The following is a 21,321-nucleotide window of genomic DNA, read 5'->3' as shown; positions in this document are numbered from 1 at the left end:
GTCATCCCAGCGAAGGCTGGGATCTCAGGCAGGCGCACGCTGCATTGACGGATAGCGCAAGACGGCCAGCTTCCTTCTATTGTCGCTTGCGACCCCAGCCTTCGCTGGGGTGACGGCTATTGGGTAAGTGGGAAGGGGCATGATCAGTTCGTCATTGGTTGTTATCGGCTGTTACCATTCCTTCCCTGAAAGGGGAGGTGGCAGGCCGAAGGCCTGACGGAGGGGTAGCTCGCGGCACGAAAAAACGGATTGGAGGCACCCTACCCCTCCGAGCCGCTTCGCGCTCCACCTCCCCTTTCAGGCGAGGATTTGCATCCGCATCTGGTCGCTTCCGGACACGGATTGGGGTACGCCCCACCCGCGCTTGCTTCTCGCTGCCTAATGTAGGGAGGTGAGCGGTGGGCGCCTGCGTCAGCGCGGCCTGAGTTGCTCGACCTGCGCCTTCAGATTGGCGGGCGTGATGTTCCAGCGCGCGCCGTCTTCATATTCGAAGTCGGCCTTGAGCTGCGGGCCGGGGCGGGCGATCTGGATCAGGCAGCTTTTCCAAGCGTCCTTGCCGTCCACCTGCATCGCCTTCGACAAAGCGATCGCCTTGTCGAGGGTGGCGTCCATGTCCGGCATGCCGGCGGTCCAGCTGCCGTCGGGGCGGTAGACATAGCCGAACAGGCGCTGGCGCGGCTGTACCTGCACCACCACGGCGATCCCCTGCCAGTCCTGCCCGGCATAGCGCGGGTCGGCGATGATCTGCTGGCCGAGTTCGTTCAACGTCCTGTCGGCTAGCGCCTGGTCGAATCCCATGCGGGGCAGTCCTTTACTGGTTAAGCAAGGCTTCGATATCAGCCTTGGGCACGCGGTCAAAGACCTGCCCGGCTTCGTTCTTGAACCGCTCACCGCCCTGATAGATCAGGTCGCCGCCCTTGTCATAGATATCATAGCTGACATTGACCGTGTCGGGCCGGACGCCCTGATAATCTTTCAGGTCGACATTGACGCGGACCTCCGCCCCGGCCTTGACCCAGTCGGCCCATTCATTTTCCATGGTGCGATAGGCGCTGTTGTTGAACTGGCCGGCCTGCGGGAACATGTTCTTGACGCCCTGATCGGGCATGAAGCGGTGGCCGATGATGTGGCCGCCCTGATCGCCGTCATTGCCCGACTTGCCGGTCTGGCTCTGCGCCTTCTGCTCCGCGCTGGAGCGGGGCGCCCCGTCATGCACTTCCTTGAGCGTGGCTTCGGCATGGACCGGCAGCCCGTCGGCGTTTGCGGTCCAGCGGACTTCATTCTGGCCAACCTTTGCGGTCTTCACCACGCCCGCCAGTTCGTCGGCCTGCTTGGTCACATCACCTGCGCCGTCAGCCACGTCGTCGGCATGGCGGGTCGCCTGCTGTGCGACTTCGGTGCCAGCATCGAACGCCTTTTCGCCGCCCCGGATTGCGCCCTTGGCCGCGTCGCCAATACCGGGCACCCAGCCGAGCGCGGTGAGGCCGAGATTGCCCCAGGCGCCTTCCTTGCCCTCTATCACGCCGCCAATGGCGGAGACGGTGTCGCGGGCGTCGCCGATCTGGCCGACGACCGGGATGAAGCCGCCGATCACCTGCCCGGCGGTGGCGGACCAGCTATTATTGCCGCTGAAGTCGCCCTTCACCAGCCCGTCGAAGAAGGCACCGATGCCTTCCTCCGACGGGGGCTGCGCGCCATTGTCGTTCGCGGCGTGCAGGGCAGCACTGAACTGGCCCTGCTCCACCGGCGACAATTGCGCGTCCAGTTGGGCGGTGAGATCGGCCCGCGCCTGCGGATCACCCGCCGTGCGCGCCTGAACATCCGCGGCGAGCGCGGTTGTATCGAGGGTGCCAGCGGTGCGATGCTCTCTCACCATGCCGGTCGCGACGTCGGCCGAAGTGGACGTGTTCGAGCCTGTGCCCGCCTGGCTCTGGCCTATGCTGTCAGCAGCTTGCGTACCCATGATTACACCCTCGATACCTCGTGGAGCGCAGGGCGAGCCGGTACCGGTCGGCCATAGCCCTGCTCTGATGAATGGGGGTCGGGGCGGCCGGGGGAATAAGCGGGGGGTTGGCCGCCCCGGCGACGTCAGGCGCGGCGATAGCTGTTATTGCCGCCGTCGAACGCCGCTGCGAGAATGGAAGTGGCAATGCCTGCCAGCAGGAAGCTGGTCAGTTGATTGCTGATTTCACCGAGGCTGGGGGTTTCGCTGCCCGGACCATAAGCTGCGCCGATGCGCGTGGCGTCCAGATCCGCCTGGGTCGCGACTTCGCCCGTCCATTCCGACCGCCAGCCGGCGCCGGTGGCATTTTCATTGAGCACGAAGCCGTCGCCGGTGGCCGCGTCCAGCGCATAGCCATTGTTCGAGTGGGTGATGGACAGGTCGCCCAGTTCATTCTGGCTGATGCCATCGACGACGATCGCCTGATCGCCCTTGGTAATGGTCAGTTGGCTGGCGACATAGGCGTCGGGATTGCCGGTGACCTGCTCGGTACCGATCGTGATCTTCGTGCCATTTTCCAGCTCGAAGGTCGTCTTGCCCCAGAAGTCGAAGGCATGCTGGCCGTCGATCTCGACATGCGGATCGCCCCAGATGCGGGTCGTTTCGCCGGTATTGTCGTTATAGATGCGGACTTCCGAATTGCGCTCGTCCAGTTCCAGCCGATAGCCATCGCCCAGGTCGATCTTGCCCTCGCTCTCATTCTGGAGCGAGGCGGTCCAGCTGGCGCCTTCCGTCGGGGTGAAGGAAGAGGCGCCGTCCGGTTCCTGCCGCACCTGGCCACCCTGGAAGTTCAGCAGCATCGGCAGCGTGGCCGAGGCGAAGGCGCTGGCGAAGAGCGGCTGGAAATAGCTGGCGACGAGGCCGGCGGCTAGCTGGGTGGAGAAACCGCTGCGCAGCGCGGTCGCAGGATTGCTGCCGAAATTATTATTGACGGCGAAGTTCAGGTTGAAATTATTGTTGATGATCGTCGTCATGACCATTCCCTTCCTCTTCCAAAGCTGAATGTTACCGGGCGCCCTCCAGCGCGACGCGCGCCTGGTCGAGGCCATCGATGATGCCGGCGATGTCGCCGGCGGTTGCCAGGGTGGAAGCGGCAAGGGCGCCGTCCACCAGGGTGAGTGTGCGGCCGTCGGCATAGGCCGTCATGTCGGTGGCGACGACGCTCGCGAAATCTTCGACCGCGCGGGTCAGCGCGCCCTGATCGGCGGCCGATCCACCCAGCGCTTCCCCCAGCGCATCGGACGCTGCGCGCAGGCCGTAGACGTCACCCTGCCCCGATGCGGTGACGGGGAGTAGGCCGAAGCTGGCGGCGACGCCGGACACGACATTGGTTGCGACGGCGCGGATCGCATCGACCGGGCTAGCGCCCCGCGCGCCCTCACCCACGGCGCTGATGGCGCCGATCGGGCCGGCGCTGCTGATGCTGGGGTCGATGGTCATGATGGGGTCCGTCCGTTGGAGCTGGGTTATGCGATGATAAGAGCAGATCGGCAGGCGTAGCGCGCTCCGCGATCCGACTAGCGGGCTAGTCGGATCGACTAGCGGAGAGGGTCGTGGTGCCGGCTGCATTCTCCACGCTGATGCGGGCGGGGATCACGGCATCGGGATGATCGGCGGCGGGAACGGACTCGATCACGATACGGGTGCCATCCGGCAGTGCATAAGCAGCATGGGCAGCGATGCCGCCTTCGCCCCAGAGCGGGATTTCGTCATCGCCATGCGCCAGCGCGATGGTAGCACGCGCGCTGTCAAAGCGCAGCGCATAGCCGCCGCCAATATCGAAGCTCGGTTCGGTCGAGGGGGAGAAGCACTGTTCCGCACCGCCTTCGCTGTCGGCGACCGCGCCGCCCTGCACCAGATAGACATGGGCGATGCGCGGAAAGACGAGCGGACTGTTCACCAGCATGTCGCGCACCGCGCCGGATTCGGCGGCGTTCCAGTTCGCCTCATCACGGCTGTCCTGCGGGGTCCGCAATGGCAGCGACCAGCGCAGGGCAACGACATCCGACAGGATCGATTCGAGCATGGACTTCCTCCTTGCCGCTTTCCACGGGATCGGATGATGCTACCCGCAGGGCATCGGAGGTTCAGTCCGCGATTAGACTAGCGATGTAGTCGGATCGATTAGGGGTATGGAACGACGCCCTTCGACAGGCTCAGGGCGAACGGGCCGGAGCCCGAATCAGAAGCCGGCCTTGGTGCAGAGCGAATCCAGTTTCAGCACTTGCGGATCGTCGGCACCCATCTTCTCGCGAAAGAAGGGGCGGCTGGCGCAAATCTGCTGCTGGCGGTCGCGGGTGAGCGGCGGACGAGCACGGGTGGCGCTTGCCCCCGCCCCGGATTGGCGGTTGCGGGTCGCCTTCGCCTGCGCTTCCATACGAGAACGGTAATATAGCCCTTCGGCCACCTGTCCGGGGCTGATGACGGGGGCGATGTCCTGCGCCCCAACTGCGGCGGGGGCGAGGACGAGGCAGACTGCCATAGTCAGGCGGACCATGACGCGATCAATAACCCGCCTGAGCGCAGAGACTGTAGAGCTTTTTCGTGCGGGCATCGTCGGCGCCATATTTCGCCTTTAGAGAGCCCTTGTTCGCGCAGGTCGCCTGCGCCCGCTGCTTGGTGGTCAGGGCGGACGAACCGGAGCGCGCCTGCCGGTTGATGGCATTGTTCATGACCTGAACGCGCCCCAGATTGGCCGAGGCTTCCCCATAAGACATGGGGTCGAGCTGGGCCGATGCGGGCACTGCCCAGAGCGCAGCGGTCAGGACCGCCACTGCAATCGCCATTTTCCTCATCACATCATCCTTTTCAGTTTGACGGCGTATCGTGCGTGCAGGATTCGGAGCGTAACGGACAAGGGGGCCAGCGCCAACGCGCCAACCCCCGAACCGTGCGGCAAACGCGGCAGGATTACTGCTTGCGCGCCATGTTCGACATGGCTTCGCCGATCGCCTTGAGGCCGGTCGAAGCGGCGTTCGACAGGATGCCGAACTGCTGCGACATGGCGGTGAATTCGGTCGAGGCGCCCGGATTGGTGCCATCGGCTTCCTTCGACAGGCGCGACAGATCCTTGGCCATGCTGTCCATCTTGCCGCCCAGTTCGCGGGCCATGGCCATCAGCCAGCCGGCTGCCTTGCCGCCGCTCGACTTGGCATCCTTGACGTCGTCGCCTTCCGACAGGTCGCGCAGGATATCCTGGATCGCATCCTGGAAGTCGCTCTGGGCCTGACCGATTTCGGTCGGGGTGGCGCCATTGGCTTCACCGAACTGAGCGATGGCATCGTCCAGGCTGTTGGACTGGCCGCCCTGGAAGCCGCCGATCTGGTCGAAGAAGCTGTTGGTCGCATCGTCGATCGCGCTCTGCGGCGCGCCGATCTGCTGGCCTAGCTGACCGATCAGCTGCTGGCCGAACTGGCCGATGACCTGCTGCGCCAGTTGGGCGACGATGCCGCCGAGCGGACCGAAAGCGGCGGTGGCGAGCATGGAGATGGGGTTAAGGGAATCAAGGCCGAACATGGACATTCTCCTGATATGGAACCTGTTGGGCGCCGCGGGGCGGCGATGACTGGCGGCGCCGAACGCCGTGTCACCATCCTGTATGCCCCCCTATTGCGCCGTCCGCCCTCCCCGATCCGACTAGGGCCATAAGCGATCCGATTAGGTGAGCGGGTGAAACAGCAGCCCGGCAAGCGCATTGAGTTCGCGCACCCCGTCCAGCTCCAGCTTGCGGCACATATTGTTGAGGTGAACGCGCACCGTATTCTCGCTGATGACCAGCAGCGTCGCGATGTCGGCATTGGCCCGGCCCCAGCCGAGGAAGCGCATCACTGCCACCTCCGTCTTCGTCAGCGCGCCGATGCCGGTCAAATGCCGGTTCGGCACGCGCGAGCGGGGGATGCGATATTCGCCGACGGGAACGTCTTCGTCCGCCGCGCGCGCGTCCGCCTGTCGCAACAGGCGCATCAGTTCGCGCAGGCGGGCTTCCTCTTCCTCGTCGGCGGCGGTCATCGGGCGAAGGCCCTTGCCACGGCGCGGACGACATCCTGCCGGGTCGACAAATCCATGATGACCGCCTGTGCCAGCAACGGCACTATGACAAGCAGCAGGGCGCTGGCGGCCCAGCTTTTGATCGAAAGCGAGAGGGAGAAGACATTCAATTGCTGGGCGAAGCGGTTGAGCAGGCCGAGCGCCGCATCGACAACATAGAGCATGACGAGGACAGGCGCGGCGAAGATGAGGGCAAGCGCCATCAGCCGGCCGAACTCCCCTTCGAACAGAATCATGCTGTGCGGATCGAGGCGCGGCCAGCTTTGCGCGATCGGCCAGACGGCGAAGCTTTCCATGATGGTCGCGACCAGCAGCAATATGCCGCCCGATGCCGCGAAGAGGACATGGGCGAGCCGTTCCATCAGGGCGCCGGTGAGCGACACCTGGCCCCCACTATTGGGATCGATCAGCTGGCCGATGGTGGCGCCGACCTTAGCATCGACGATCTCGCCCGCCGCCTGCATCGCCCAGAGGATGGTGCCGAAGAAGAAGCCGATGGCGACGCCGATCCCGGCCTCCCGCAAGATCATTGCCGCCCAGCCGAAAGTGCCGATATTCTGCACCATGAAATTGGGCTGAAGCGCGAAGGCGATGCCGCCGAAGGTCAGGATGATGCCGTTGCGCACGGTCGCGGGGATCGTATCCTTGCCAAAGAGCGGGATCATGATGAAGGCGAAGCCGAAGCGGGCCGACGCGATGCCAACCAGGATCAGTTCACCCGTCCAGCCGGGTACGCCCTGCATCATGAAGAGCGTACCATCGCGGGAAATTCGGTGAATATGGTGTTGCCATATTGGTACAGGCTACCGGCCAGCAGCGAGGCAGTGAGGAACAGGGTGGCGACGATCGCGAAGAATTTCAGCGTATATTGCAGCGTCTGTTCCTGAAGCTGGGTCGCCGCCTGCACCAGCGCCACCAGCAGGCCGACGGCCGAGGCCGCGACGATGGGCGGGGCGGACAGCAAGAGCACCAGCCACAGTGCGTCGATCGTCATGCGGATGATCGCGTCAGACATAGCTGAGCACCAGTCCATGCGAGAGCTTTACCCAGCCGTCGACCAGCACGAACAATAATATCTTGAACGGCAGGGATATGGTGACGGGGGACAGCATCATCATGCCCATCGCCAGCAATATGTTGGAGATGACGAGGTCGATCACCAGAAAGGGCAGGAAGATAAGGAAGCCGATCTGGAAGGCGACGGTCAGTTCGCGCACGACGAAAGCGGGGACGACCACGATGAAGTCGGTGGCGCTGGCGGCGGCGGTGCCGGACTGTTTTGCCACCCGCTGCTGCGTGCGCAGGAAGAAGGCGCGTTCGTCGGCGGCGCTATGCTTGATGAGGAAGGCGCGCAGCGGTTCCTTCGCGCGGTCGGCGGCGGAGAAGATTTCCGACGTCTGGGTCGGCACCGCCTGCTGACCCGAGGCCGTCGCCATCTGCTGCATCGTCGGATACATGACATAGACCGACAGGACGAGCGCCATGCCGTTCAGCACGACATTGGGTGGCACCTGTTGCAGGCCAAGTGCATTGCGCAACAATGAGAGGACGACGACGATCTTGGTGAAGCTGGTCACCATGACCGCGAAGAAGGGTGCGAGCGCGATGAGGACGACGACGACCAGTGCGCTGCCGGGGGTGAAGGCGGAGACATCCATGGGCTTCAGCCCTCCTTGAGGACGGACTCGATCAGGACGGCATAGCTGTCGCCGACCGAGACGATCTGGCCGGTGGCGATGGCACGGCTGCCCGCGAGGATGCGCACGGCGAGCGTGCCGTCGCGATCCTGGAGCGGGAGGATGCCGCCTTCCTGCAAGGCCTGGAGCCGGGCGAGCGGAATGTCGGCCTGATCCAGTTCGAAGCGGAGTTGCACCGCGAAGGAATCCGGCGCGAAAGCGGTGTCGGTGGTCGGGGCGTCGGCATGGATCTGCATGGCTTCGTCCTCTCTTGTGGCGATCATGGAATGGGCCGGAACAGCCGTTCCGCAGGCAGGATGCGACCGGGCACAACCGGGGCGCCGGGCAGGCTGACGCCGGCCATCAGCGGCGCGATACCCAGCAGGAGCAAGTCGCCGGGCGCGAGCGCGGCGGCATCGGTGGGCGACAGGCGCGGGCCGTCGATCAGAAGGCGGGCGGGCAGCGGGATATGCCCGAGCAGCGCAGGCGCGAAGGGTGCGGGGACCGGCAGGATCGGCGTGTCCGGGGACAGAGCGAGGTCCATGGCGGCGACCGGCGACGGGCCGTCGTGCAGGCTGATGTGGGCGATGAGGGTAGCGGCGAGCGGGCGCTGGCCAATGTCGGTCGGGTCGAGGGTCAGGCCAAGTGCCGCCTCGATTTCGCAGAGCAGCGGGTTGGCGGCGTCGAGCAGCATGGCCATGGCGGAGCCATCTGTCGCGTCGGTGCGGACGGGGTGGCCGTCGAGGCGATGGAGACGGAAGGCGAGATCTTCGGCGCAGCGGAACCAGTCGGTATTGGTTGGGACTGAGTGTGTCGGAGTGTTGCTTTGTAGGTCCAAAGACGAGGGCAGCCCTTCGACAGGCTCAGGGCGAACGGTGTTGGGGATGTGAGCGCGCAACAACGCACCCCCAACCCGACGGCCATTGAGGGCGGCGAGCAAGGCGTGGCGCAGATGCGCTTCTTCCACGGACAGGGCCGGGAAACGGGGTTTCTCAAACGCCGTCATGGGAAGATCCGGCCCGGTGTGGTGGCGATGTCGGGCATTGGCCCGTCCGGCCAGCGCGCCAGCAGGCTGATCCCACCAGCAGTGACGCCGACCAGCATCACTTCGCCGCGCACCTCCACCAAAGTGAGGCGTTCGCGCTGGCCAACCGCCATGGCGCGCAGGAAGCGGATGGGCGGATCATTCCCGTCCCCACCGCCGCCCTGAACATGATCGTTCCAGCGGCGCAGCAGGCGGATCGCGACCCAGGCAAGGCCCAGCACCACCGCCAGCGCCAGCACGACCGCCAACAGGCTGAGGAAGAAGGTTCCGGCATTCATTCAGCATCCTCCCGGATTGCGGTTTCCAGACCGTCGCGGGCGCGCTTCGCCCACAGGATGATTTCGGCGATCGCATCGAAATGGGCGCGCGGGATCGGCCCGCCGACTTCGCTTTCTGCCCAGACCGCGCGAGCGAGGCCGATATTGCGGACGATGGGCACGCCCATCCGCTCCGCCTCGCCTCGCATGGCGGCAGCCAGCGGCCCCTCCCCCTTTGCCGCGATCATCGGCACGGGGGTATTTTCAGGATCATAGTCGAGCGCGATGGCAAGATGGGTCGGGTTGGTCAGCAGCACGTTCGCGCCGCTGGCCGCGCCGATGGCATTCTGGTTCGCCCATTCCTCATGCAGTTGCCGGCGCTGGGCACGCAGCATCGGATCGCCTTCATTATCCTTATGTTCCTGCTTGATGTCGCGGCGGCTCATGCGCAGCTTCTTGATGAATCGGTGCTGCTGCCAGAAGCGGTCCGCGCCCGCGACGAGCAGGAAGATGGCGCAGGTCCAGGCGAAAAGCTGAATCGTCATCGAGCGCATCAGCGACAGCATCGCGCCCGCGACCTTCTCGCCATGGCGCTCGACCGGTGACCAGCCGGCGGTCTGGATAAGGCTGATGAAGCCATCGGCCGAGCGCCACAGGATGATGATGGCGATGGTGAGGATCAGGGTCGCCTTGATCACGGTTTTCAGCAGCTCGACCAGATTGTCGAGCGCGAACATGCGCTTGAACCCTTCCATCGGATTGAGCTTTTCGAGCGAGGGCTTGAGTTTCTCAGTCGTGACCAGCGCGCCAATTTGCAGGAACTCGGCGAGCACGCCGATGATGGCGGCCGGCCCCAGGATCAGCAGGCTGGCCGACACCAGCACGGCGAAGGCGGCCCAGCCCAGCACCGGCGCGGCACGATCGAACGGCATGGTGGTGGCCGTGCCGACCGTGTCGGTCATCAGCACCATGATCTGTCCGCCCGCATAGCCGGCGGCGAAGAGCAGCAGCAGGAACCAGAGGATCATGCCGATGGCGGGGCCGACATCCTTCGATTTTGCGACATCGCCCTTGCGCCGCGCGTCGCGCAGCCGCTTGGGGGTCGGTTTTTCGGTCTTGTCGCCGCCGTCATTCTTGTCGGCCATGACTGCTCCACACAAGTTATAGCCGATTGAACGGCCTGCATTTTTCGGTCGGAAGTGATTGAAACTGTGCCGATAAGTACCAAGAGAAACAGGCAAGCACAGAATATGAACCGCGTGTGTGGACGGAAGTAAAAGTCCAGAACAAGTGCTGCTTCGTCAACCCTGCGCTTCGGAATTGGGGTGAAACGTTTGCGCAGAGCGATGTTACGACAGCGACACGGATTTTCATCATATCGTCATATGCAAGTGACGCTTATGTCACGGTTCCATAAGAATTTTGCTTTTGGCTCCGTTCATCGCCTCGTCGCCACAGCCTGTCTCCTAATTGTGGCCATGCCTGCAACACAGCGCAACAAAGCGGCCGTTCGACGGCGATACAGCGCTGTCAGATTATCAAGTAAATATCCGTAATTACCTGACTTTTTACTGCTGAAGACGAATCGAGAATTTGGTGTGTGGACGTCACCAGATGGGAGATCGTCACCATGCGTTTATGTTCGCACATGACGCTACGGATTCCGGTAATATTCGTAGCTTTTACTGTCGCTGCTCCTGCCCTGGCGGGAGAAACCACAAGTTGGCGGGATATCGACTTCAAGTCATGCCCGCTCAACGACAGGCTGCGCGTCGCCGACGACGCCAGTGCAAGCCACTATATGGCGTTGCAGGGCTGCGCTGCACGGATCGTGATCGCGCCCAAGGCGCCGATCCGCGCCCAACCCAATGTGGCGCGCATCATCGGCGTAAAGGAAGACAAGGCCGCCAAGGCGCGTAAGCGCCGTGCCGTCCGTAACGACGAGCGATTGGCCGAGCCGCCGCCGGGAACCGAACGGATCAACGCCATGCTGGATCGTCCGATCCGGCTGGGTCGGATCGATCCTGGCTTCAATGCGCATATCCTGGCCAGCGCCCGTGCGCACCGCATCGACCCGCTGTTCCTGCATGCGATCATCGGGCAGGAATCCACCTACAAGCCGCAGGCCCTGTCCCATGCCGGCGCGCGCGGGCTGATGCAGATCATGCCCGGCACCGGCGCCCGCTTCGGCGTGGCGACGACGGCGCTTTACGACCCGGCCACCAATATCGACACGGGCGCCCGGCTGCTCAAGTCGTTGCAGGGCCGATATGGCAAGGATTTCAACCTGATCCTGGCGGCATATAATGCCGGCGAAGGCGCGGTCGCCAAATATGGCAATGCCATCCCGCCCTATCGCGAGACGCAGGATTATGTCGTCAAGGTGATGGGACGCTATGCCGCATTGCGCGGCGGAGTGGGTCAATGAACATGGCGACCTCTATCCTGTCCCGGATCCCGCGCGGGGCCATTCGCCCAGCCGACCTGATGCTGATCATAGGCGTCGTGGCGATCGTTGCGCTGCTGATCCTGCCGCTGCCGACTTTGGTCATCGACATGCTGGTCGCGACCAATATCGCGATCGGGCTACTGCTGCTCTTGTCGACTTTGCACATATCCAAGCCGCTCGATTTCTCGACCTTTCCCACAGTATTGTTGCTGACGACTTTGTTTCGTCTGTCGCTGTCGATCGCGACGACGCGGATGATACTGACCACCGCAGAGGGCGGGCATATCATCCAGCAGTTCGGCCAGATGGTGGCGGGCGGCAATCTGATCGTCGGGCTGGTCGTCTTCCTGATCATTACCATCGTGCAGTTCATCGTCATTTCCAAAGGCGCCGAGCGGGTCGCGGAAGTGGCGGCGCGCTTCAGCCTGGACGCGATGCCCGGCAAGCAATTGTCGATCGACAGCGATTTGCGTTCCGGCCTGATGGGCAAGGATGAGGCGCGCGAGAAACGCCGCACGCTGGAGATGGAGAGCAAGCTGCACGGCAGCCTGGACGGCGCGATGAAGTTCGTGAAGGGCGACGCGATCGCCTCCATCGTCATCGTGCTCGTCAACCTGATCGGGGGTCTGGCCGTCGGCGTCTTCAGCCATGGCATGGATGCCGGCGAGGCGATGCAGGTCTTTTCGATCCTGACCATCGGCGACGGGCTGGTCGCACAGATCCCGGCGCTGTTCAGCGCCATGGCCGCCGGCCTGCTGGTCACACGGACCACGGATGAAAGCCGCGATGGCAGCCTTGGCCCCGCCATCGCGCACCAGATCGGCAGCAAGCCCAAGGTGCTGGTGCCGGCCGCGATATTGTGCGTGCTGATGGCGCTGATCCCCGGTTTCCCGGCGGCCGTGTTTATCGGCATCGCGCTGGCACTGGGCAGCGCGGCGGCATGGCAGCATCCCGCATCCAAGGCGTGGATATTGGGCAAGACCGCCCGGTTCGACACAAGCGAAAAGCCATTGCCCGAAACGTTGCAGGCGGCCCCCGCCGCGCCGCGCCCGGTGCGTCCGCTGGTGCTGGAAATCGCCGCGCCGGGGCTGGACGCCGAACGGGCCGAAAAGCTGCGCGCGCGCTTCGTCACCACAATCGAGGGCGTGCAGGCGCGGTTGGGCCTGCCCATACCGACGGGCGAGATGACCACCAGACTGCTGCCGGAGGGCGAAGCCGGACGCTGGGCCTTGCTCGCCTATGAGGCGCCGGTGGGATCGGGTGTGGCCGATGGCGAACGCCCGCTGGAGGATGTGATGGCAGCGGCGGTCGATGTGCTGTTGCGCCGCCATGCCGGCCGGTTCCTGGGCCTTCAGGAAACCACTGCGATGCTGAACCGCATCGGCGCCGATTATCCCGACCTGGTCAAGGAAGTGGTGCGCGCGGTGTCCAGCCCCAGAATTGCGGAGATTTTGAGACTGCTTGCAGAAGAGGAGGTGTGTTTGCGGAACATGCGCGACGTACTGGAAGCCATTGCCGAGATCGGCCAATCGGAACGCAATGCCGTGCCGATCGCCGACCGGACCCGCGTGGCGCTGCGCCGCTACATCACCGCGCCGCACATGGCGGACAATCGCCTGCCGGTGATGGTGGTAGGCGGGCGGCTGGAGCGGTTCTTCCGCGACAGTTTGCAAGCGGTGGAAGGGGTTCAGCACCTCGCCATGGCGCCCGATCAGGCGCGCACGCTGATCGGCATGATCCGTAGCGAGGCAACCAAATGCGGCGCGCGCGCGGTCGTGACCGCCTATGATCTGCGCCGGCCGCTGCGCCAGCTGACGGCGGGCGACCTCTTCGGCCTGCCCATCCTTTGCTACAACGAGCTGACACCGGCATTGCCGCTGGACGTGGTCGGCACGCTGGACCGGACGCCCGATGCGATCGAAGAGCAGATGGAGGCGGCGGCATGAAGCGCGTCCTTGCAAGCTGCGCCGCCGCGATCGCGCTGGCCTGTATCCCGGTACAGGCGGCCGAGCCGCCCTTTGGCGACAAGAAGGTCAGCCTGTCCGCCCGCGACCAGCCGGCGACCGATTTCCTGAACCAGTTCTTTGCCGCGTCCGGCCTGCGGGTCGCGGTGGCAGGGACGGTCACGGGCAAGATCAACGGTCGTTTTTCGGGGCATCCCGCCGACATCTGGCGGCAGGTGTCGAGCGCGTTCAACCTGATCGCTTATTATGACGGGGCGGTCGTCACCGTCTATAACGCCAATGACGTGCAGAGCCGGACGATGACGGTCGCATCGGGCCGCGCGGCCGACCTGTCCGGCGCGGTATCGCGCGGGCAGCTGGGGGACGCCACAAATCGAGTGCGCATCACGTCGGCCGAGGCGGTGATGGCGACCGGCGTGCCGCGCTTCCTGGATCAGGTGCAGCAGATCGCATCCGCCCTGCCCCGCACCGCCGTGCGGCAACAACCCGGATCGGTGGCGATCGCGCCAGGCATGGTGCAGCAGGCGCCGATGACGCCGGGCGGGATTGAACCCTATGAACTACGAGTCTTCTACCTGCGCTATGCCCGCGCCGACGACACGACGATGAATAGCGGCGACCGGTCGGTGCGGGTGCCGGGCGTAGCGACCACCGTGTCGCGGATCATGGGTGACGGGCAGCCGATCGGCAGCGTCACCGGCTCCTATGGCGAGCAGAAGGTGCGGCAATCCGCTCCGCGCCTGCTGGGTCGGGGGCTGGACAGCGTGCGGCCGGGGGACTCCCAATCCACACCTTATGACAATGATGACGAGGATTATCTGGGCCTGCCCGGCGGCAACGGCCCCAACCAGATCGTCGTCGAGGCGCCGCCACGCACCGGGCCGCGCATCACGGTCGATCCGTCGCTCAACGCCGTCATCATCCGCGACCGGCCGGAAAATATGCCCGCCTATGAAGGGTTGGTGCGGTCGCTGGACGTCGCGCCGCAGGTGGTGGAACTGGAAGCGACGATCATCGACATCAATGTCGACAAGTTGCGCGAACTGGGCATCAACTGGCGCTTCAACAGTGGCGACTGGGGCGCGCTGTTTGGCGGCGACGTGGTGCGGCGGACGGGCAATCCGCTGCGCGACGCGCTGATTTCCGGCACGGGTCAGGCCAATCGTGGCCTGTCCCTGTCCGGCGCGATCGGGGCGAGCAACGAATTACTGTTCCGCATCAACGCGCTGGAGGAAAAGGGCGCGGCCAAGGTCGTGTCGCGGCCACAGCTGATGACGCTGTCCAATGTAGAGGCGGTGTTCGACCGGACCCGCACCTTCTATGTCCGGGTGGCCGGCGACCGGCAGGTCGACCTGTTCAACGTGACCGCCGGCACGGTGCTACGCGTCAATCCGCATGTGCTGGTCGATGGCGGCCAGCCGCGCATCCGCATGGTGGTGCATGTCGAGGACGGGTCGCTGCTGGACGGCACGGTCGATCGCATCCCGGTGATCGAGCGGGCCAGCGTCGATACGCAGGCCCTGATCGCCGAGGGCGAAAGCCTGTTGCTGGGCGGGCTGACCGTCAACGCCGATGCCGACGCGGAAAGCGCGATTCCGGTGCTGGGGCAAATCCCGATCGTGGGCGAATTGTTCAAGACCCGGACCAAGAAGCGCCAGCATATCGAGCGGCTGTTCCTGATTTCGCCGCGCATCAACCGGATGGAGATGCCCGGCGTAGCGTCCGGGGCGCCGGGTACCGAGCCGACCAAATTGGGGGCCGTGACCCGTGTGCCGCAGGCCAACAATCATCGGGAGGTATTGGAATGACCGCCGCCACCCTGTCCATGATCGACAATCCGCGCACCGCCGCCGTGAGCCGGCGGGTGCTGAAAATCCTGTCGGGCCGGCTGTCGGGCAAGGCTTTTCCGCTGGATGGGCGGGAGAGGCTGAGCATCGGTCATGGGCTGGGCAATGATGTGGTGCTGCGCGGCGCCGGGACGCGCGATTGCGCGGTGGAGATGAGTCTGACGCCCGATGCTGCGCAATTGCGGGTGTTGCAAGGGCAGGTCGAACTGCTCGGCCGCACACTGGCGGCCGGCGAGCAGGCGGTGCTGCCCGCCTATCTGCCGATCCGCATCGGCGAATATCTGGTCGCACATGGTGCGCCGGTTTCGGCGCGCTGGGCGGATGCAGGCGCGATCGCCGACATGCCGGTGGGCAGCGCGGTGGGGCCATTGCAGGCGCCGCGCATCGTCGATCGGCTGCTGGACATGGGGCGCGAGCATCTGGGCCGGATCGACCGGAAGACGATGCGACTGACGGTGGCGGCAGGCTGTATCTGCCTGTTGGGCGTGGCCGCCGCGCAGCCTTTGGGCGATCTGGTGACGGGCGGCAAGGGCGACCGGACCGCATTACAGCGGGAGGTACGGCGGGCCGGCTTCCCAGCGGTGAAGGTGAATAGCGCGCCGGACGGATCGCTGGCGGTGACCGGCGTGGTGCGGGACGAGGATGAACTGAGCCGACTGCGCGCGCTGGCCGTGCAGAGCGGCGACGGCGTAATCGTGGATGCGCAGACCGGGCCGGCGCTGGCCGATGCCGCCACCGACCTGCTCCAGACCAAGGGCGTCGCCGCGCACGTGACCCCGGCCCAGCCGGGCGCGCTGGTGGTGAGCGCCGGCTATATGCCGCAGGACAGGCAGCAGGCGCTGAGCGCGGAATTGAAGAAGGATCTGCCGGCGGTCAGCGCGGTGGGGTTCAAGGTGGATGACAGTCTGGACGCCAGCCCCTTGCAGGCTTTTTTCACCCAGAGTGGCGCGGGGCTGGCGACGATCGTCACCGACCCGCCGCATATCCTGACCGCAGACGGTTCCCGCTGGTTCCCCGGATCGACACTGCCGACCGGGCATAAATTGCTGGCCGTCGCGCCCGAAGGCGTGACCTTCGAAAAGGACGGCCGCGTCGAACAAATCACCCCCTGAAGCTGAACGAAGGAGAAGATGAGATGAGCAACAGCATATCCAACGCCGACCTGAGCAGCATCGCCGCCACGCCATTGACGGGCGGACGGATGCGGCAGGACGACAGCCCGGCCAACTGGTTCGAGGCGTTCGCGTCCGCCTGGGGCAAGGCGCTCGACACGCAGGCCGCCGCGATCGAGCAGCGGTCCGACATCGTGGCCAATTCGGGCGGCGACAATCCGTCGCAGATCACCCAGCTGACGGCGGAATCGATGAAGATGAGCTTCCTGGCCAACAGCTCGCACAGTTCGATCGACAGCGTGTCCAAGGCGCTGGAAACCATGGCGCGCAAGCAATGAGCGTCGAGGCGCTTACCATGCAGGCGGTGCCGGCGCGCATGGTCGAGCTGGCGCCGGCCATGCCCCAGCAGGCGGGACAGGATGCGGCTGCCGATTTCGCTGCGTCGCTCAAGACCGCGGCCAGCGAGCATATGGGCGGCAAGGATATGGCGCCGGCGATGCGCGAAATGCTGGGTACGCTGGACAAAGTGAATGGTGAGGCCAAGTCGGTCGCCGATTATGCCCGCACCGCGCAGAGCAACGGCGGCGAGATGACCCCCGGTGAGATCGTCCAGCTGACCATGCGATGCCAGGAATTCATGTTCCATTGCCAGCTGACGTCCAACATCGCCAACCGCAGTGCGGATGGCGTGCAACAGCTGTTCCGTCAGCAAGGCTGATACAGGAGAGGGAGGAAGGCCGATGCACGCGATCGGGAAAGCCGCCCTCCCGCTCCTCGCCGCGCTTGCGCTGGCGGGGTGCGGGAGCCAAGAAATTTACGGGCATCTGAAGGAAGCCCAGGCCAACGACATGATCGCCGCGCTTCGCGACGCGCATATCGACGCGAGCAAATCCGCCGACAAGGATGGGCAGTGGAGCGTCGCGGTCGATCGCGACAATTTTTCCAAGGCGATCCAGTTGCTGCGGGCCAAGGGCCTGCCGCGCGAAGATTTCGCCAATCTGGGCAGCCTGTTCGAGAAGAAGGGGCTGGTTTCCTCTCCCACCGAAGAGCGGGCGCGGCTGATCTATGGCCTGAGCCAGGAATTGAGCCACACGGTGAGCGAGATTGACGGGGTGGTGCAGGCACGCGTCCACCTTGCCATGCCGCAGGCCGATCCGCTGTCGGATCAGGTGAAGCCTGCATCGGCAGCCGTCTTCGTTAAATATCAGCCGGGCTTCGATCTGCGCGGACAGACCGGGGCGATCAAGTCGCTGGTGACGAACAGTATCGAGGGGCTGGCGGTCGACAAGGTGTCAGTGGTGATGGTGCCGAGCCAGGCCGCCCCGCCGCCCGAACAGTCGATCCTGACCGCCAGCTTCGACAGTTGGGCCAGCCGTATCCTGCTAGGGCTGGCGGGCATAGGCGGACTGGTCGCGCTGTTCTGGCGGCGGCGAACGGCGCGATTGCCGGTGGTGCCTGCACAGGGCGAGCAGCCTTCATGAGTGGCGCAGCGGCGAGAGCGGAAATGGGCCGGCTGGCGGCGCGCGGCGGCTGGGCGCGATCGCGCGGAGAGCGGTTTCTGGCGCACGGCGTGGTGCGGCCGTGTTTCGCTACGCTCCATGCGATGCCACGCTGGCCGGTGCTGGACGCAGATGGGCGCGAGATGGTGGGCATGGTGGCGCTGCTGATCGCGGGCCGATCCGCCCTGTCTCGCACGATTGAGGGCGCGAAGCTGCGCGGCTATGCCGATCTGGTCGGGGCCGATGTGCTGGAGCGCGTGATGACTGTCGCCGAAGGTGGGCGCGATCCGTTGCCCGCTATCGATCGGATGAGTGTCGATGCGCAAAGGCTGCTGGTCGCGGCGGAGGCGGATGAGGAAGCGGCCGGGCGATTGGGCGCAGCCGAAATATTGCTCAAGGAGGCGGGCGCATGGCCTTCCATCTGATCCATGCCGATGGGCTGAGCCTGCTGGCCAGCGATCGGCCCTGGCTGCGCGGATCGGAACGCGCGCCGGTGGCGGAAGCGGCGACGTTGCTGGCCGATATACGGTTGCTACACGATCGACAGGCCGAAGCATTGGCGCACGCGCAGGCGGTCGCGGCAGCGGAAGGGCGCGCGTCGGGTGCGCAGGCCGGGCGCGCCGCCTTTGCTGAGGCCATCGCCACCCTGACGGAACAGGTAGAGGCGGACCGGACCCAGCGCGACGAGGATATGGCGGCGCTTGCGCTGGCGGCGCTGCGGCAGATGGTCGGGGCGCTGGCCGATGAGGAGCGGATTGCCGCCATCGCCCAGCGCGCCGTCGAGGCACTGGGGTCGCGTGGGCCGATACTGGTGGACGTGTCGGAAGCCATGTTGCCCCATGTCGAGCGCGCCTTTGCCGATCGGCCAAGCGCGGTCGAGGTGGCGGTGCGGATGCAGGAGGGATTGGCCGACGACCAGTGCCGGCTGACCGCGCCGGATGGCCGGATCGTCGCCGATCTGGACGTGCAGATGCAGTCCTTCGCGCGGCGCTGGGAGTTGGTCGATGCGGACTGATGCGCTGTTCGAGACGCTGGCGGCCGGCCCCGCTTTCGAGCAGCGCGGACGAGTGCGCGGCGCGATCGGCACGGCGATCCGGGTGAGCGGCGTGACCGTGCGGATCGGCGACATCTGTGAATTGTCCAGTCCTTCCGGGCGCCACAGCTTGCTGGCCGAGGTGGTCGGACTGTCCGAGCATGAGGCGATATTGGCGCCGCTGGGCGACCTGCGTGGCCTGTCGGGCGAGACAGAAGTCACCGTGCGCGTCGGCGAGGATCGGGTGCCGGTGTCGAGCGCGTTGCTGGGGCGAGTGCTGGACGCACGGTTGCAGCCGCTCGACGGCCTTCCCCCTGTCGATGCATCGGCGACCCAGCCGCTCTACGCCGCTGCGCCCAATCCGATGGAGCGGCAGCGGATCGACACGCAGGTCGAAACCGGCGTGCGCGCGATCGACGGGCTGCTGCCGCTGGGCCGGGGACAACGCATCGGCGTGTTCGCGGCGGCAGGCGGGGGCAAGTCGACGCTGCTGGGCACGCTGGCGCGGCAGGCGCAGGCGGACGTCATCGTCATCGCCCTGATCGGCGAGCGCGGGCGCGAAGTGCGCGAGTTTATCGAGGATAATCTGGGCGAGGAAGGATTGGCGCGCTCCGTCGTCATCGCCTCCACATCCGATCGGCCGGCGCTGGAGCGGGCGCGGGCCGCCCATGCCGCCACCGCCATCGCCGAGGGGTTTCGGGCGGAGGGCAAGCATGTCCTGCTGCTCATGGATTCGGTGACTCGCTTTGCCCGTGCGCTGCGGGAGATCGGGCTGGCGTCGGGCGAGCCGCCGGTGCGGCGGGGCTTTCCGCCCTCCGTCTTTGCCGAACTGCCGCGGCTGTTCGAGCGGACGGGTTGCGACGCGCATGGCGCGATTACCGGCATCTATACCGTGTTGCTGGAGGATGAGGAGGATGATCCGGTCGGCGAGGAAGTGCGCTCGCTGCTCGACGGCCATGTCATATTGTCACGCAAGCTGGCGGCGCGCGGTCATTATCCGGCGATTGACGTGCTTGTGAGCCAGAGCCGGTTGATGGGGCAGTTGGTCGGGGATGGCGAACGGCGCGCCGCTTTGTCTTTCCGCGCGATGCTGGCGAAGCTGAACGAGATCGAATTGCTGTTGCAGGTGGGCGATTACAAGCCCGGCCAGGATGCGCTGGCCGACCGCGCCATCGCCCGGCGCGACGAACTGGACGGGTTTTTACGGCAGCCGACCCATGAGGCGGTGCCGATGGTGATGACCCGCACCTTGTTGAGGGGATTTGAAGCATGAGCGACAATGTAATCGACGGACTGAAGACCATATTGCGCCTGCGCCGCCGCGACCTGGACCGATGCGAGCGGGAGGTGGCGCAGGCGCGGGCGCAAGTGGCAGCGGCACAGGCGCAGGAGGATGCTGCGACACATGCCTGTTCCCGCGCCCTTTCCACCTGTGAGCAGGCAGTGGCACAGCAGGCGAAACAGCCGTGCGATCCGCTGGTGCGGCTGCATGCCCATGCGACCCAGGCCAGGGCGGAGGCCGCACGGCAGCTGCGCGCGCAGGCCCGCGCCACGCTGGAGGAGGCGCGGCAGCTGGCCGATCAGCTGAAGCGCGAATGGCTGCGGGCGCAGGCGCGGCATGATGCGATCCTCGGCGAACTGGAACGTGCGATGCGGCAGTGGAAGCGGCAGATCGCGCGGCGGGCAGAGGATGATGTGCCCCCCATGCCGAAGGTGGCGTTGGCATGAGCGCCCCGATCCAGACGGTTACGCAGCCGGGCGCGCTGCAATCCCCTGATCGGCAGGTGGCGCAGGGGTGCCCCGACAGCGAGGCGGCCGACCGTTTTCGCGACGCACTGGCGCGCAAGGGCAAGGGCAAGGATAGCCGCCCGGCATCGGCCAAACCGCAGAAAACGGCGGAAGATGGTCCGCAATCGACACCATCCCCGGCCCAATCGCCGCTGGTGCCCCTGCCCTTTCGCGAGCGGCCAGCCAGCAAAAAGCAGGATGAGGCCGGCGGGCAGGATGGCCGGGGTGGCGCGGCGGCGGCGGCACCGGTCGTGACGCAGGATGTGCCCGCCGCTGCCATGCCCAGTGCCGCGCCGGCAGCCGATGCCGGCCAGTTTGCGGCGTTCGTCGCCCGGCTCGATGCCGGTCTTGCGCCATCGGCCCAGTCGCATCTGGCGCTGCCCGGCGACCAGTGGCGCGCGGATCAGGTGGTGATCGACAGCCAGGATGGCGGCCTGTCGGTCAATATCGACCTGGGCAGCCGCGGCGATGGCGAGCAGGAGACGCTGAAGCAATTACAGGCCCGGCTGCGCGCGCGCGGGATCGAGGCGACGGTGGACCGTATCTAGAGCGCTCTCCTAATCGCATCGCTCAGCTTCCTAATCGGATCGCTTAGGGCCTCT

At 65.6% G+C, this 21,321-nt stretch carries 28 protein-coding genes; 12 read left to right on the top strand and 16 right to left on the bottom strand.

Annotated elements, in window-relative coordinates; genetic code table 11:
* Nucleotides 1–411: 411 nt before the first annotated feature.
* The 16 genes from RQH62_RS05170 to RQH62_RS05095 all read right to left on the bottom strand — a co-directional run bounded on the left by RQH62_RS05170 (nt 412) and on the right by RQH62_RS05095 (nt 10,172).
* A complete protein-coding gene (locus RQH62_RS05170) occupies nt 412–798 on the bottom strand; it encodes a hypothetical protein (RefSeq protein WP_311267681.1) in 387 nt (128 codons plus the stop codon).
* A gap of 13 nt (nt 799–811) precedes the next feature.
* Nucleotides 812–1,963 (bottom strand): DNA/RNA non-specific endonuclease, encoded by a 1,152-nt coding sequence (locus RQH62_RS05165; RefSeq protein ID WP_311267680.1) that lies wholly within the window; start codon nt 1,961–1,963, stop codon nt 812–814.
* Between the two features lie 125 nt (nt 1,964–2,088).
* On the bottom strand, nt 2,089–2,976 hold the full coding sequence (locus tag RQH62_RS05160) for a DUF1521 domain-containing protein (protein ID WP_311267679.1): 888 nt from the start codon (nt 2,974–2,976) through the stop codon (nt 2,089–2,091).
* Nucleotides 2,977–3,007: 31 nt separating this feature from the next.
* Nucleotides 3,008–3,442, bottom strand: a complete 435-nt coding sequence (locus RQH62_RS05155; protein ID WP_311267678.1) for a hypothetical protein — start codon at nt 3,440–3,442, stop codon at nt 3,008–3,010.
* Nucleotides 3,443–3,527: 85 nt separating this feature from the next.
* Nucleotides 3,528–4,028, bottom strand: coding sequence for a hypothetical protein (locus RQH62_RS05150; RefSeq protein WP_311267677.1), 501 nt, complete (start codon nt 4,026–4,028; stop codon nt 3,528–3,530).
* 156 nt (nt 4,029–4,184) lie between these two features.
* Nucleotides 4,185–4,499 (bottom strand): hypothetical protein, encoded by a 315-nt coding sequence (locus RQH62_RS05145; RefSeq protein ID WP_311267676.1) that lies wholly within the window; start codon nt 4,497–4,499, stop codon nt 4,185–4,187.
* Nucleotides 4,500–4,506: 7 nt separating this feature from the next.
* A complete protein-coding gene (locus RQH62_RS05140) occupies nt 4,507–4,797 on the bottom strand; it encodes a hypothetical protein (protein WP_311267675.1) in 291 nt (96 codons plus the stop codon).
* Between the two features lie 115 nt (nt 4,798–4,912).
* Nucleotides 4,913–5,518 (bottom strand): hypothetical protein, encoded by a 606-nt coding sequence (locus RQH62_RS05135; protein WP_311267674.1) that lies wholly within the window; start codon nt 5,516–5,518, stop codon nt 4,913–4,915.
* Between the two features lie 141 nt (nt 5,519–5,659).
* On the bottom strand, nt 5,660–6,010 hold the full coding sequence (locus RQH62_RS05130) for a helix-turn-helix transcriptional regulator (RefSeq protein WP_311267673.1): 351 nt from the start codon (nt 6,008–6,010) through the stop codon (nt 5,660–5,662).
* The gene (gene sctT, locus RQH62_RS05125; RefSeq protein WP_311267672.1) at nt 6,007–6,795 is read right to left on the bottom strand and encodes a type III secretion system export apparatus subunit SctT; all 789 of its coding nucleotides are present in this window, start codon (nt 6,793–6,795) and stop codon (nt 6,007–6,009) included. The genes RQH62_RS05130 and sctT overlap by 4 nt, the downstream gene beginning before the upstream one ends.
* Nucleotides 6,792–7,064: a type III secretion system export apparatus subunit SctS gene (sctS, locus tag RQH62_RS05120; RefSeq protein ID WP_311267671.1), complete on the bottom strand. Its 273-nt coding sequence runs from the start codon at nt 7,062–7,064 to the stop codon at nt 6,792–6,794. The genes sctT and sctS overlap by 4 nt, the downstream gene beginning before the upstream one ends.
* Nucleotides 7,057–7,707, bottom strand: a complete 651-nt coding sequence (sctR, locus tag RQH62_RS05115; protein WP_120253220.1) for a type III secretion system export apparatus subunit SctR — start codon at nt 7,705–7,707, stop codon at nt 7,057–7,059. The genes sctS and sctR overlap by 8 nt, the downstream gene beginning before the upstream one ends.
* Nucleotides 7,708–7,712: 5 nt before the next feature.
* A complete protein-coding gene (locus RQH62_RS05110) occupies nt 7,713–7,982 on the bottom strand; it encodes a FliM/FliN family flagellar motor C-terminal domain-containing protein (RefSeq protein ID WP_311267670.1) in 270 nt (89 codons plus the stop codon).
* A 23-nt stretch (nt 7,983–8,005) separates the two neighbouring features.
* Nucleotides 8,006–8,731, bottom strand: coding sequence for a hypothetical protein (locus RQH62_RS05105; protein ID WP_311267669.1), 726 nt, complete (start codon nt 8,729–8,731; stop codon nt 8,006–8,008).
* Nucleotides 8,728–9,048 carry a flagellar biosynthetic protein FliO gene (gene fliO, locus RQH62_RS05100; protein WP_311267668.1) on the bottom strand — a complete coding sequence of 107 codons (321 nt, stop codon included), beginning with the start codon at nt 9,046–9,048 and terminating at the stop codon, nt 8,728–8,730. The genes RQH62_RS05105 and fliO overlap by 4 nt, the downstream gene beginning before the upstream one ends.
* Nucleotides 9,045–10,172 carry an EscU/YscU/HrcU family type III secretion system export apparatus switch protein gene (locus RQH62_RS05095; protein ID WP_311267667.1) on the bottom strand — a complete coding sequence of 376 codons (1,128 nt, stop codon included), beginning with the start codon at nt 10,170–10,172 and terminating at the stop codon, nt 9,045–9,047. Before RQH62_RS05095 ends, fliO begins: the two co-directional genes overlap by 4 nt.
* A 503-nt stretch (nt 10,173–10,675) precedes the next feature.
* On the opposite strand from RQH62_RS05095, the gene RQH62_RS05090 reads away from it, so the two are divergent.
* Genes RQH62_RS05090 through RQH62_RS05035 form a run of 12 tightly spaced genes read left to right on the top strand, consistent with a single transcriptional unit; the run spans nt 10,676 to nt 21,267 of the window.
* Nucleotides 10,676–11,455: a lytic transglycosylase domain-containing protein gene (locus RQH62_RS05090; protein WP_311267666.1), complete on the top strand. Its 780-nt coding sequence runs from the start codon at nt 10,676–10,678 to the stop codon at nt 11,453–11,455.
* A gap of 2 nt (nt 11,456–11,457) precedes the next feature.
* On the top strand, nt 11,458–13,422 hold the full coding sequence (locus RQH62_RS05085) for a flagellar biosynthesis protein FlhA (protein WP_311267665.1): 1,965 nt from the start codon (nt 11,458–11,460) through the stop codon (nt 13,420–13,422).
* Nucleotides 13,419–15,248, top strand: a complete 1,830-nt coding sequence (gene sctC / locus RQH62_RS05080) for a type III secretion system outer membrane ring subunit SctC (protein WP_311267664.1) — start codon at nt 13,419–13,421, stop codon at nt 15,246–15,248. The genes RQH62_RS05085 and sctC overlap by 4 nt, the downstream gene beginning before the upstream one ends.
* Nucleotides 15,245–16,399: a hypothetical protein gene (locus tag RQH62_RS05075; protein WP_311267663.1), complete on the top strand. Its 1,155-nt coding sequence runs from the start codon at nt 15,245–15,247 to the stop codon at nt 16,397–16,399. Before sctC ends, RQH62_RS05075 begins: the two co-directional genes overlap by 4 nt.
* A 23-nt stretch (nt 16,400–16,422) precedes the next feature.
* Entirely contained in the window at nt 16,423–16,737 is a 315-nt protein-coding gene (locus RQH62_RS05070; RefSeq protein WP_120253229.1) for a hypothetical protein, read from the top strand.
* The gene (locus RQH62_RS05065; RefSeq protein WP_311267662.1) at nt 16,734–17,117 is read left to right on the top strand and encodes a hypothetical protein; all 384 of its coding nucleotides are present in this window, start codon (nt 16,734–16,736) and stop codon (nt 17,115–17,117) included. Before RQH62_RS05070 ends, RQH62_RS05065 begins: the two co-directional genes overlap by 4 nt.
* Nucleotides 17,118–17,139: 22 nt before the next feature.
* Nucleotides 17,140–17,880 (top strand): type III secretion system inner membrane ring lipoprotein SctJ, encoded by a 741-nt coding sequence (gene sctJ, locus RQH62_RS05060; RefSeq protein WP_311267661.1) that lies wholly within the window; start codon nt 17,140–17,142, stop codon nt 17,878–17,880.
* Nucleotides 17,877–18,323, top strand: coding sequence for a hypothetical protein (locus RQH62_RS05055; RefSeq protein WP_311267660.1), 447 nt, complete (start codon nt 17,877–17,879; stop codon nt 18,321–18,323). The genes sctJ and RQH62_RS05055 overlap by 4 nt, the downstream gene beginning before the upstream one ends.
* Nucleotides 18,308–18,913 (top strand): FliH/SctL family protein, encoded by a 606-nt coding sequence (locus RQH62_RS05050; RefSeq protein WP_311267659.1) that lies wholly within the window; start codon nt 18,308–18,310, stop codon nt 18,911–18,913. Before RQH62_RS05055 ends, RQH62_RS05050 begins: the two co-directional genes overlap by 16 nt.
* Nucleotides 18,903–20,204, top strand: a complete 1,302-nt coding sequence (locus tag RQH62_RS05045) for a FliI/YscN family ATPase (RefSeq protein ID WP_311267658.1) — start codon at nt 18,903–18,905, stop codon at nt 20,202–20,204. The genes RQH62_RS05050 and RQH62_RS05045 overlap by 11 nt, the downstream gene beginning before the upstream one ends.
* Nucleotides 20,201–20,659: a hypothetical protein gene (locus tag RQH62_RS05040; RefSeq protein ID WP_311267657.1), complete on the top strand. Its 459-nt coding sequence runs from the start codon at nt 20,201–20,203 to the stop codon at nt 20,657–20,659. Before RQH62_RS05045 ends, RQH62_RS05040 begins: the two co-directional genes overlap by 4 nt.
* Entirely contained in the window at nt 20,656–21,267 is a 612-nt protein-coding gene (locus RQH62_RS05035; RefSeq protein ID WP_311267656.1) for a hypothetical protein, read from the top strand. Before RQH62_RS05040 ends, RQH62_RS05035 begins: the two co-directional genes overlap by 4 nt.
* Nucleotides 21,268–21,321: the final 54 nt, after the last annotated feature.

Source organism: Sphingobium sp. WCS2017Hpa-17, assembly GCF_031843765.1.
Taxonomy (GTDB): Bacteria; Pseudomonadota; Alphaproteobacteria; order Sphingomonadales; family Sphingomonadaceae; genus Sphingobium.
Note: the sequence above shows the minus strand (reverse complement) of the source record. Positions and strands in the feature narration are given on the sequence as shown.

What these genes read in the sequence shown, in the direction of transcription:
- RQH62_RS05170 (WP_311267681.1), bottom strand. Translation starts at nt 798, where the DNA reads ATGGGATTCGACCAGGCGCTAGCCGACAGGACGTTGAACGAACTCGGC.
- RQH62_RS05165 (WP_311267680.1), bottom strand. Translation starts at nt 1,963, where the DNA reads ATGGGTACGCAAGCTGCTGACAGCATAGGCCAGAGCCAGGCGGGCACA.
- RQH62_RS05160 (WP_311267679.1), bottom strand. Translation starts at nt 2,976, where the DNA reads ATGACGACGATCATCAACAATAATTTCAACCTGAACTTCGCCGTCAAT.
- RQH62_RS05155 (WP_311267678.1), bottom strand. Translation starts at nt 3,442, where the DNA reads ATGACCATCGACCCCAGCATCAGCAGCGCCGGCCCGATCGGCGCCATC.
- RQH62_RS05150 (WP_311267677.1), bottom strand. Translation starts at nt 4,028, where the DNA reads ATGCTCGAATCGATCCTGTCGGATGTCGTTGCCCTGCGCTGGTCGCTG.
- RQH62_RS05145 (WP_311267676.1), bottom strand. Translation starts at nt 4,499, where the DNA reads ATGGTCCGCCTGACTATGGCAGTCTGCCTCGTCCTCGCCCCCGCCGCA.
- RQH62_RS05140 (WP_311267675.1), bottom strand. Translation starts at nt 4,797, where the DNA reads ATGAGGAAAATGGCGATTGCAGTGGCGGTCCTGACCGCTGCGCTCTGG.
- RQH62_RS05135 (WP_311267674.1), bottom strand. Translation starts at nt 5,518, where the DNA reads ATGTTCGGCCTTGATTCCCTTAACCCCATCTCCATGCTCGCCACCGCC.
- RQH62_RS05130 (WP_311267673.1), bottom strand. Translation starts at nt 6,010, where the DNA reads ATGACCGCCGCCGACGAGGAAGAGGAAGCCCGCCTGCGCGAACTGATG.
- sctT (WP_311267672.1), bottom strand. Translation starts at nt 6,795, where the DNA reads ATGATGCAGGGCGTACCCGGCTGGACGGGTGAACTGATCCTGGTTGGC.
- sctS (WP_311267671.1), bottom strand. Translation starts at nt 7,064, where the DNA reads ATGTCTGACGCGATCATCCGCATGACGATCGACGCACTGTGGCTGGTG.
- sctR (WP_120253220.1), bottom strand. Translation starts at nt 7,707, where the DNA reads ATGGATGTCTCCGCCTTCACCCCCGGCAGCGCACTGGTCGTCGTCGTC.
- RQH62_RS05110 (WP_311267670.1), bottom strand. Translation starts at nt 7,982, where the DNA reads ATGCAGATCCATGCCGACGCCCCGACCACCGACACCGCTTTCGCGCCG.
- RQH62_RS05105 (WP_311267669.1), bottom strand. Translation starts at nt 8,731, where the DNA reads ATGACGGCGTTTGAGAAACCCCGTTTCCCGGCCCTGTCCGTGGAAGAA.
- fliO (WP_311267668.1), bottom strand. Translation starts at nt 9,048, where the DNA reads ATGAATGCCGGAACCTTCTTCCTCAGCCTGTTGGCGGTCGTGCTGGCG.
- RQH62_RS05095 (WP_311267667.1), bottom strand. Translation starts at nt 10,172, where the DNA reads ATGGCCGACAAGAATGACGGCGGCGACAAGACCGAAAAACCGACCCCC.
- RQH62_RS05090 (WP_311267666.1), top strand. Translation starts at nt 10,676, where the DNA reads ATGACGCTACGGATTCCGGTAATATTCGTAGCTTTTACTGTCGCTGCT.
- RQH62_RS05085 (WP_311267665.1), top strand. Translation starts at nt 11,458, where the DNA reads ATGGCGACCTCTATCCTGTCCCGGATCCCGCGCGGGGCCATTCGCCCA.
- sctC (WP_311267664.1), top strand. Translation starts at nt 13,419, where the DNA reads ATGAAGCGCGTCCTTGCAAGCTGCGCCGCCGCGATCGCGCTGGCCTGT.
- RQH62_RS05075 (WP_311267663.1), top strand. Translation starts at nt 15,245, where the DNA reads ATGACCGCCGCCACCCTGTCCATGATCGACAATCCGCGCACCGCCGCC.
- RQH62_RS05070 (WP_120253229.1), top strand. Translation starts at nt 16,423, where the DNA reads ATGAGCAACAGCATATCCAACGCCGACCTGAGCAGCATCGCCGCCACG.
- RQH62_RS05065 (WP_311267662.1), top strand. Translation starts at nt 16,734, where the DNA reads ATGAGCGTCGAGGCGCTTACCATGCAGGCGGTGCCGGCGCGCATGGTC.
- sctJ (WP_311267661.1), top strand. Translation starts at nt 17,140, where the DNA reads ATGCACGCGATCGGGAAAGCCGCCCTCCCGCTCCTCGCCGCGCTTGCG.
- RQH62_RS05055 (WP_311267660.1), top strand. Translation starts at nt 17,877, where the DNA reads ATGAGTGGCGCAGCGGCGAGAGCGGAAATGGGCCGGCTGGCGGCGCGC.
- RQH62_RS05050 (WP_311267659.1), top strand. Translation starts at nt 18,308, where the DNA reads ATGGCCTTCCATCTGATCCATGCCGATGGGCTGAGCCTGCTGGCCAGC.
- RQH62_RS05045 (WP_311267658.1), top strand. Translation starts at nt 18,903, where the DNA reads ATGCGGACTGATGCGCTGTTCGAGACGCTGGCGGCCGGCCCCGCTTTC.
- RQH62_RS05040 (WP_311267657.1), top strand. Translation starts at nt 20,201, where the DNA reads ATGAGCGACAATGTAATCGACGGACTGAAGACCATATTGCGCCTGCGC.
- RQH62_RS05035 (WP_311267656.1), top strand. Translation starts at nt 20,656, where the DNA reads ATGAGCGCCCCGATCCAGACGGTTACGCAGCCGGGCGCGCTGCAATCC.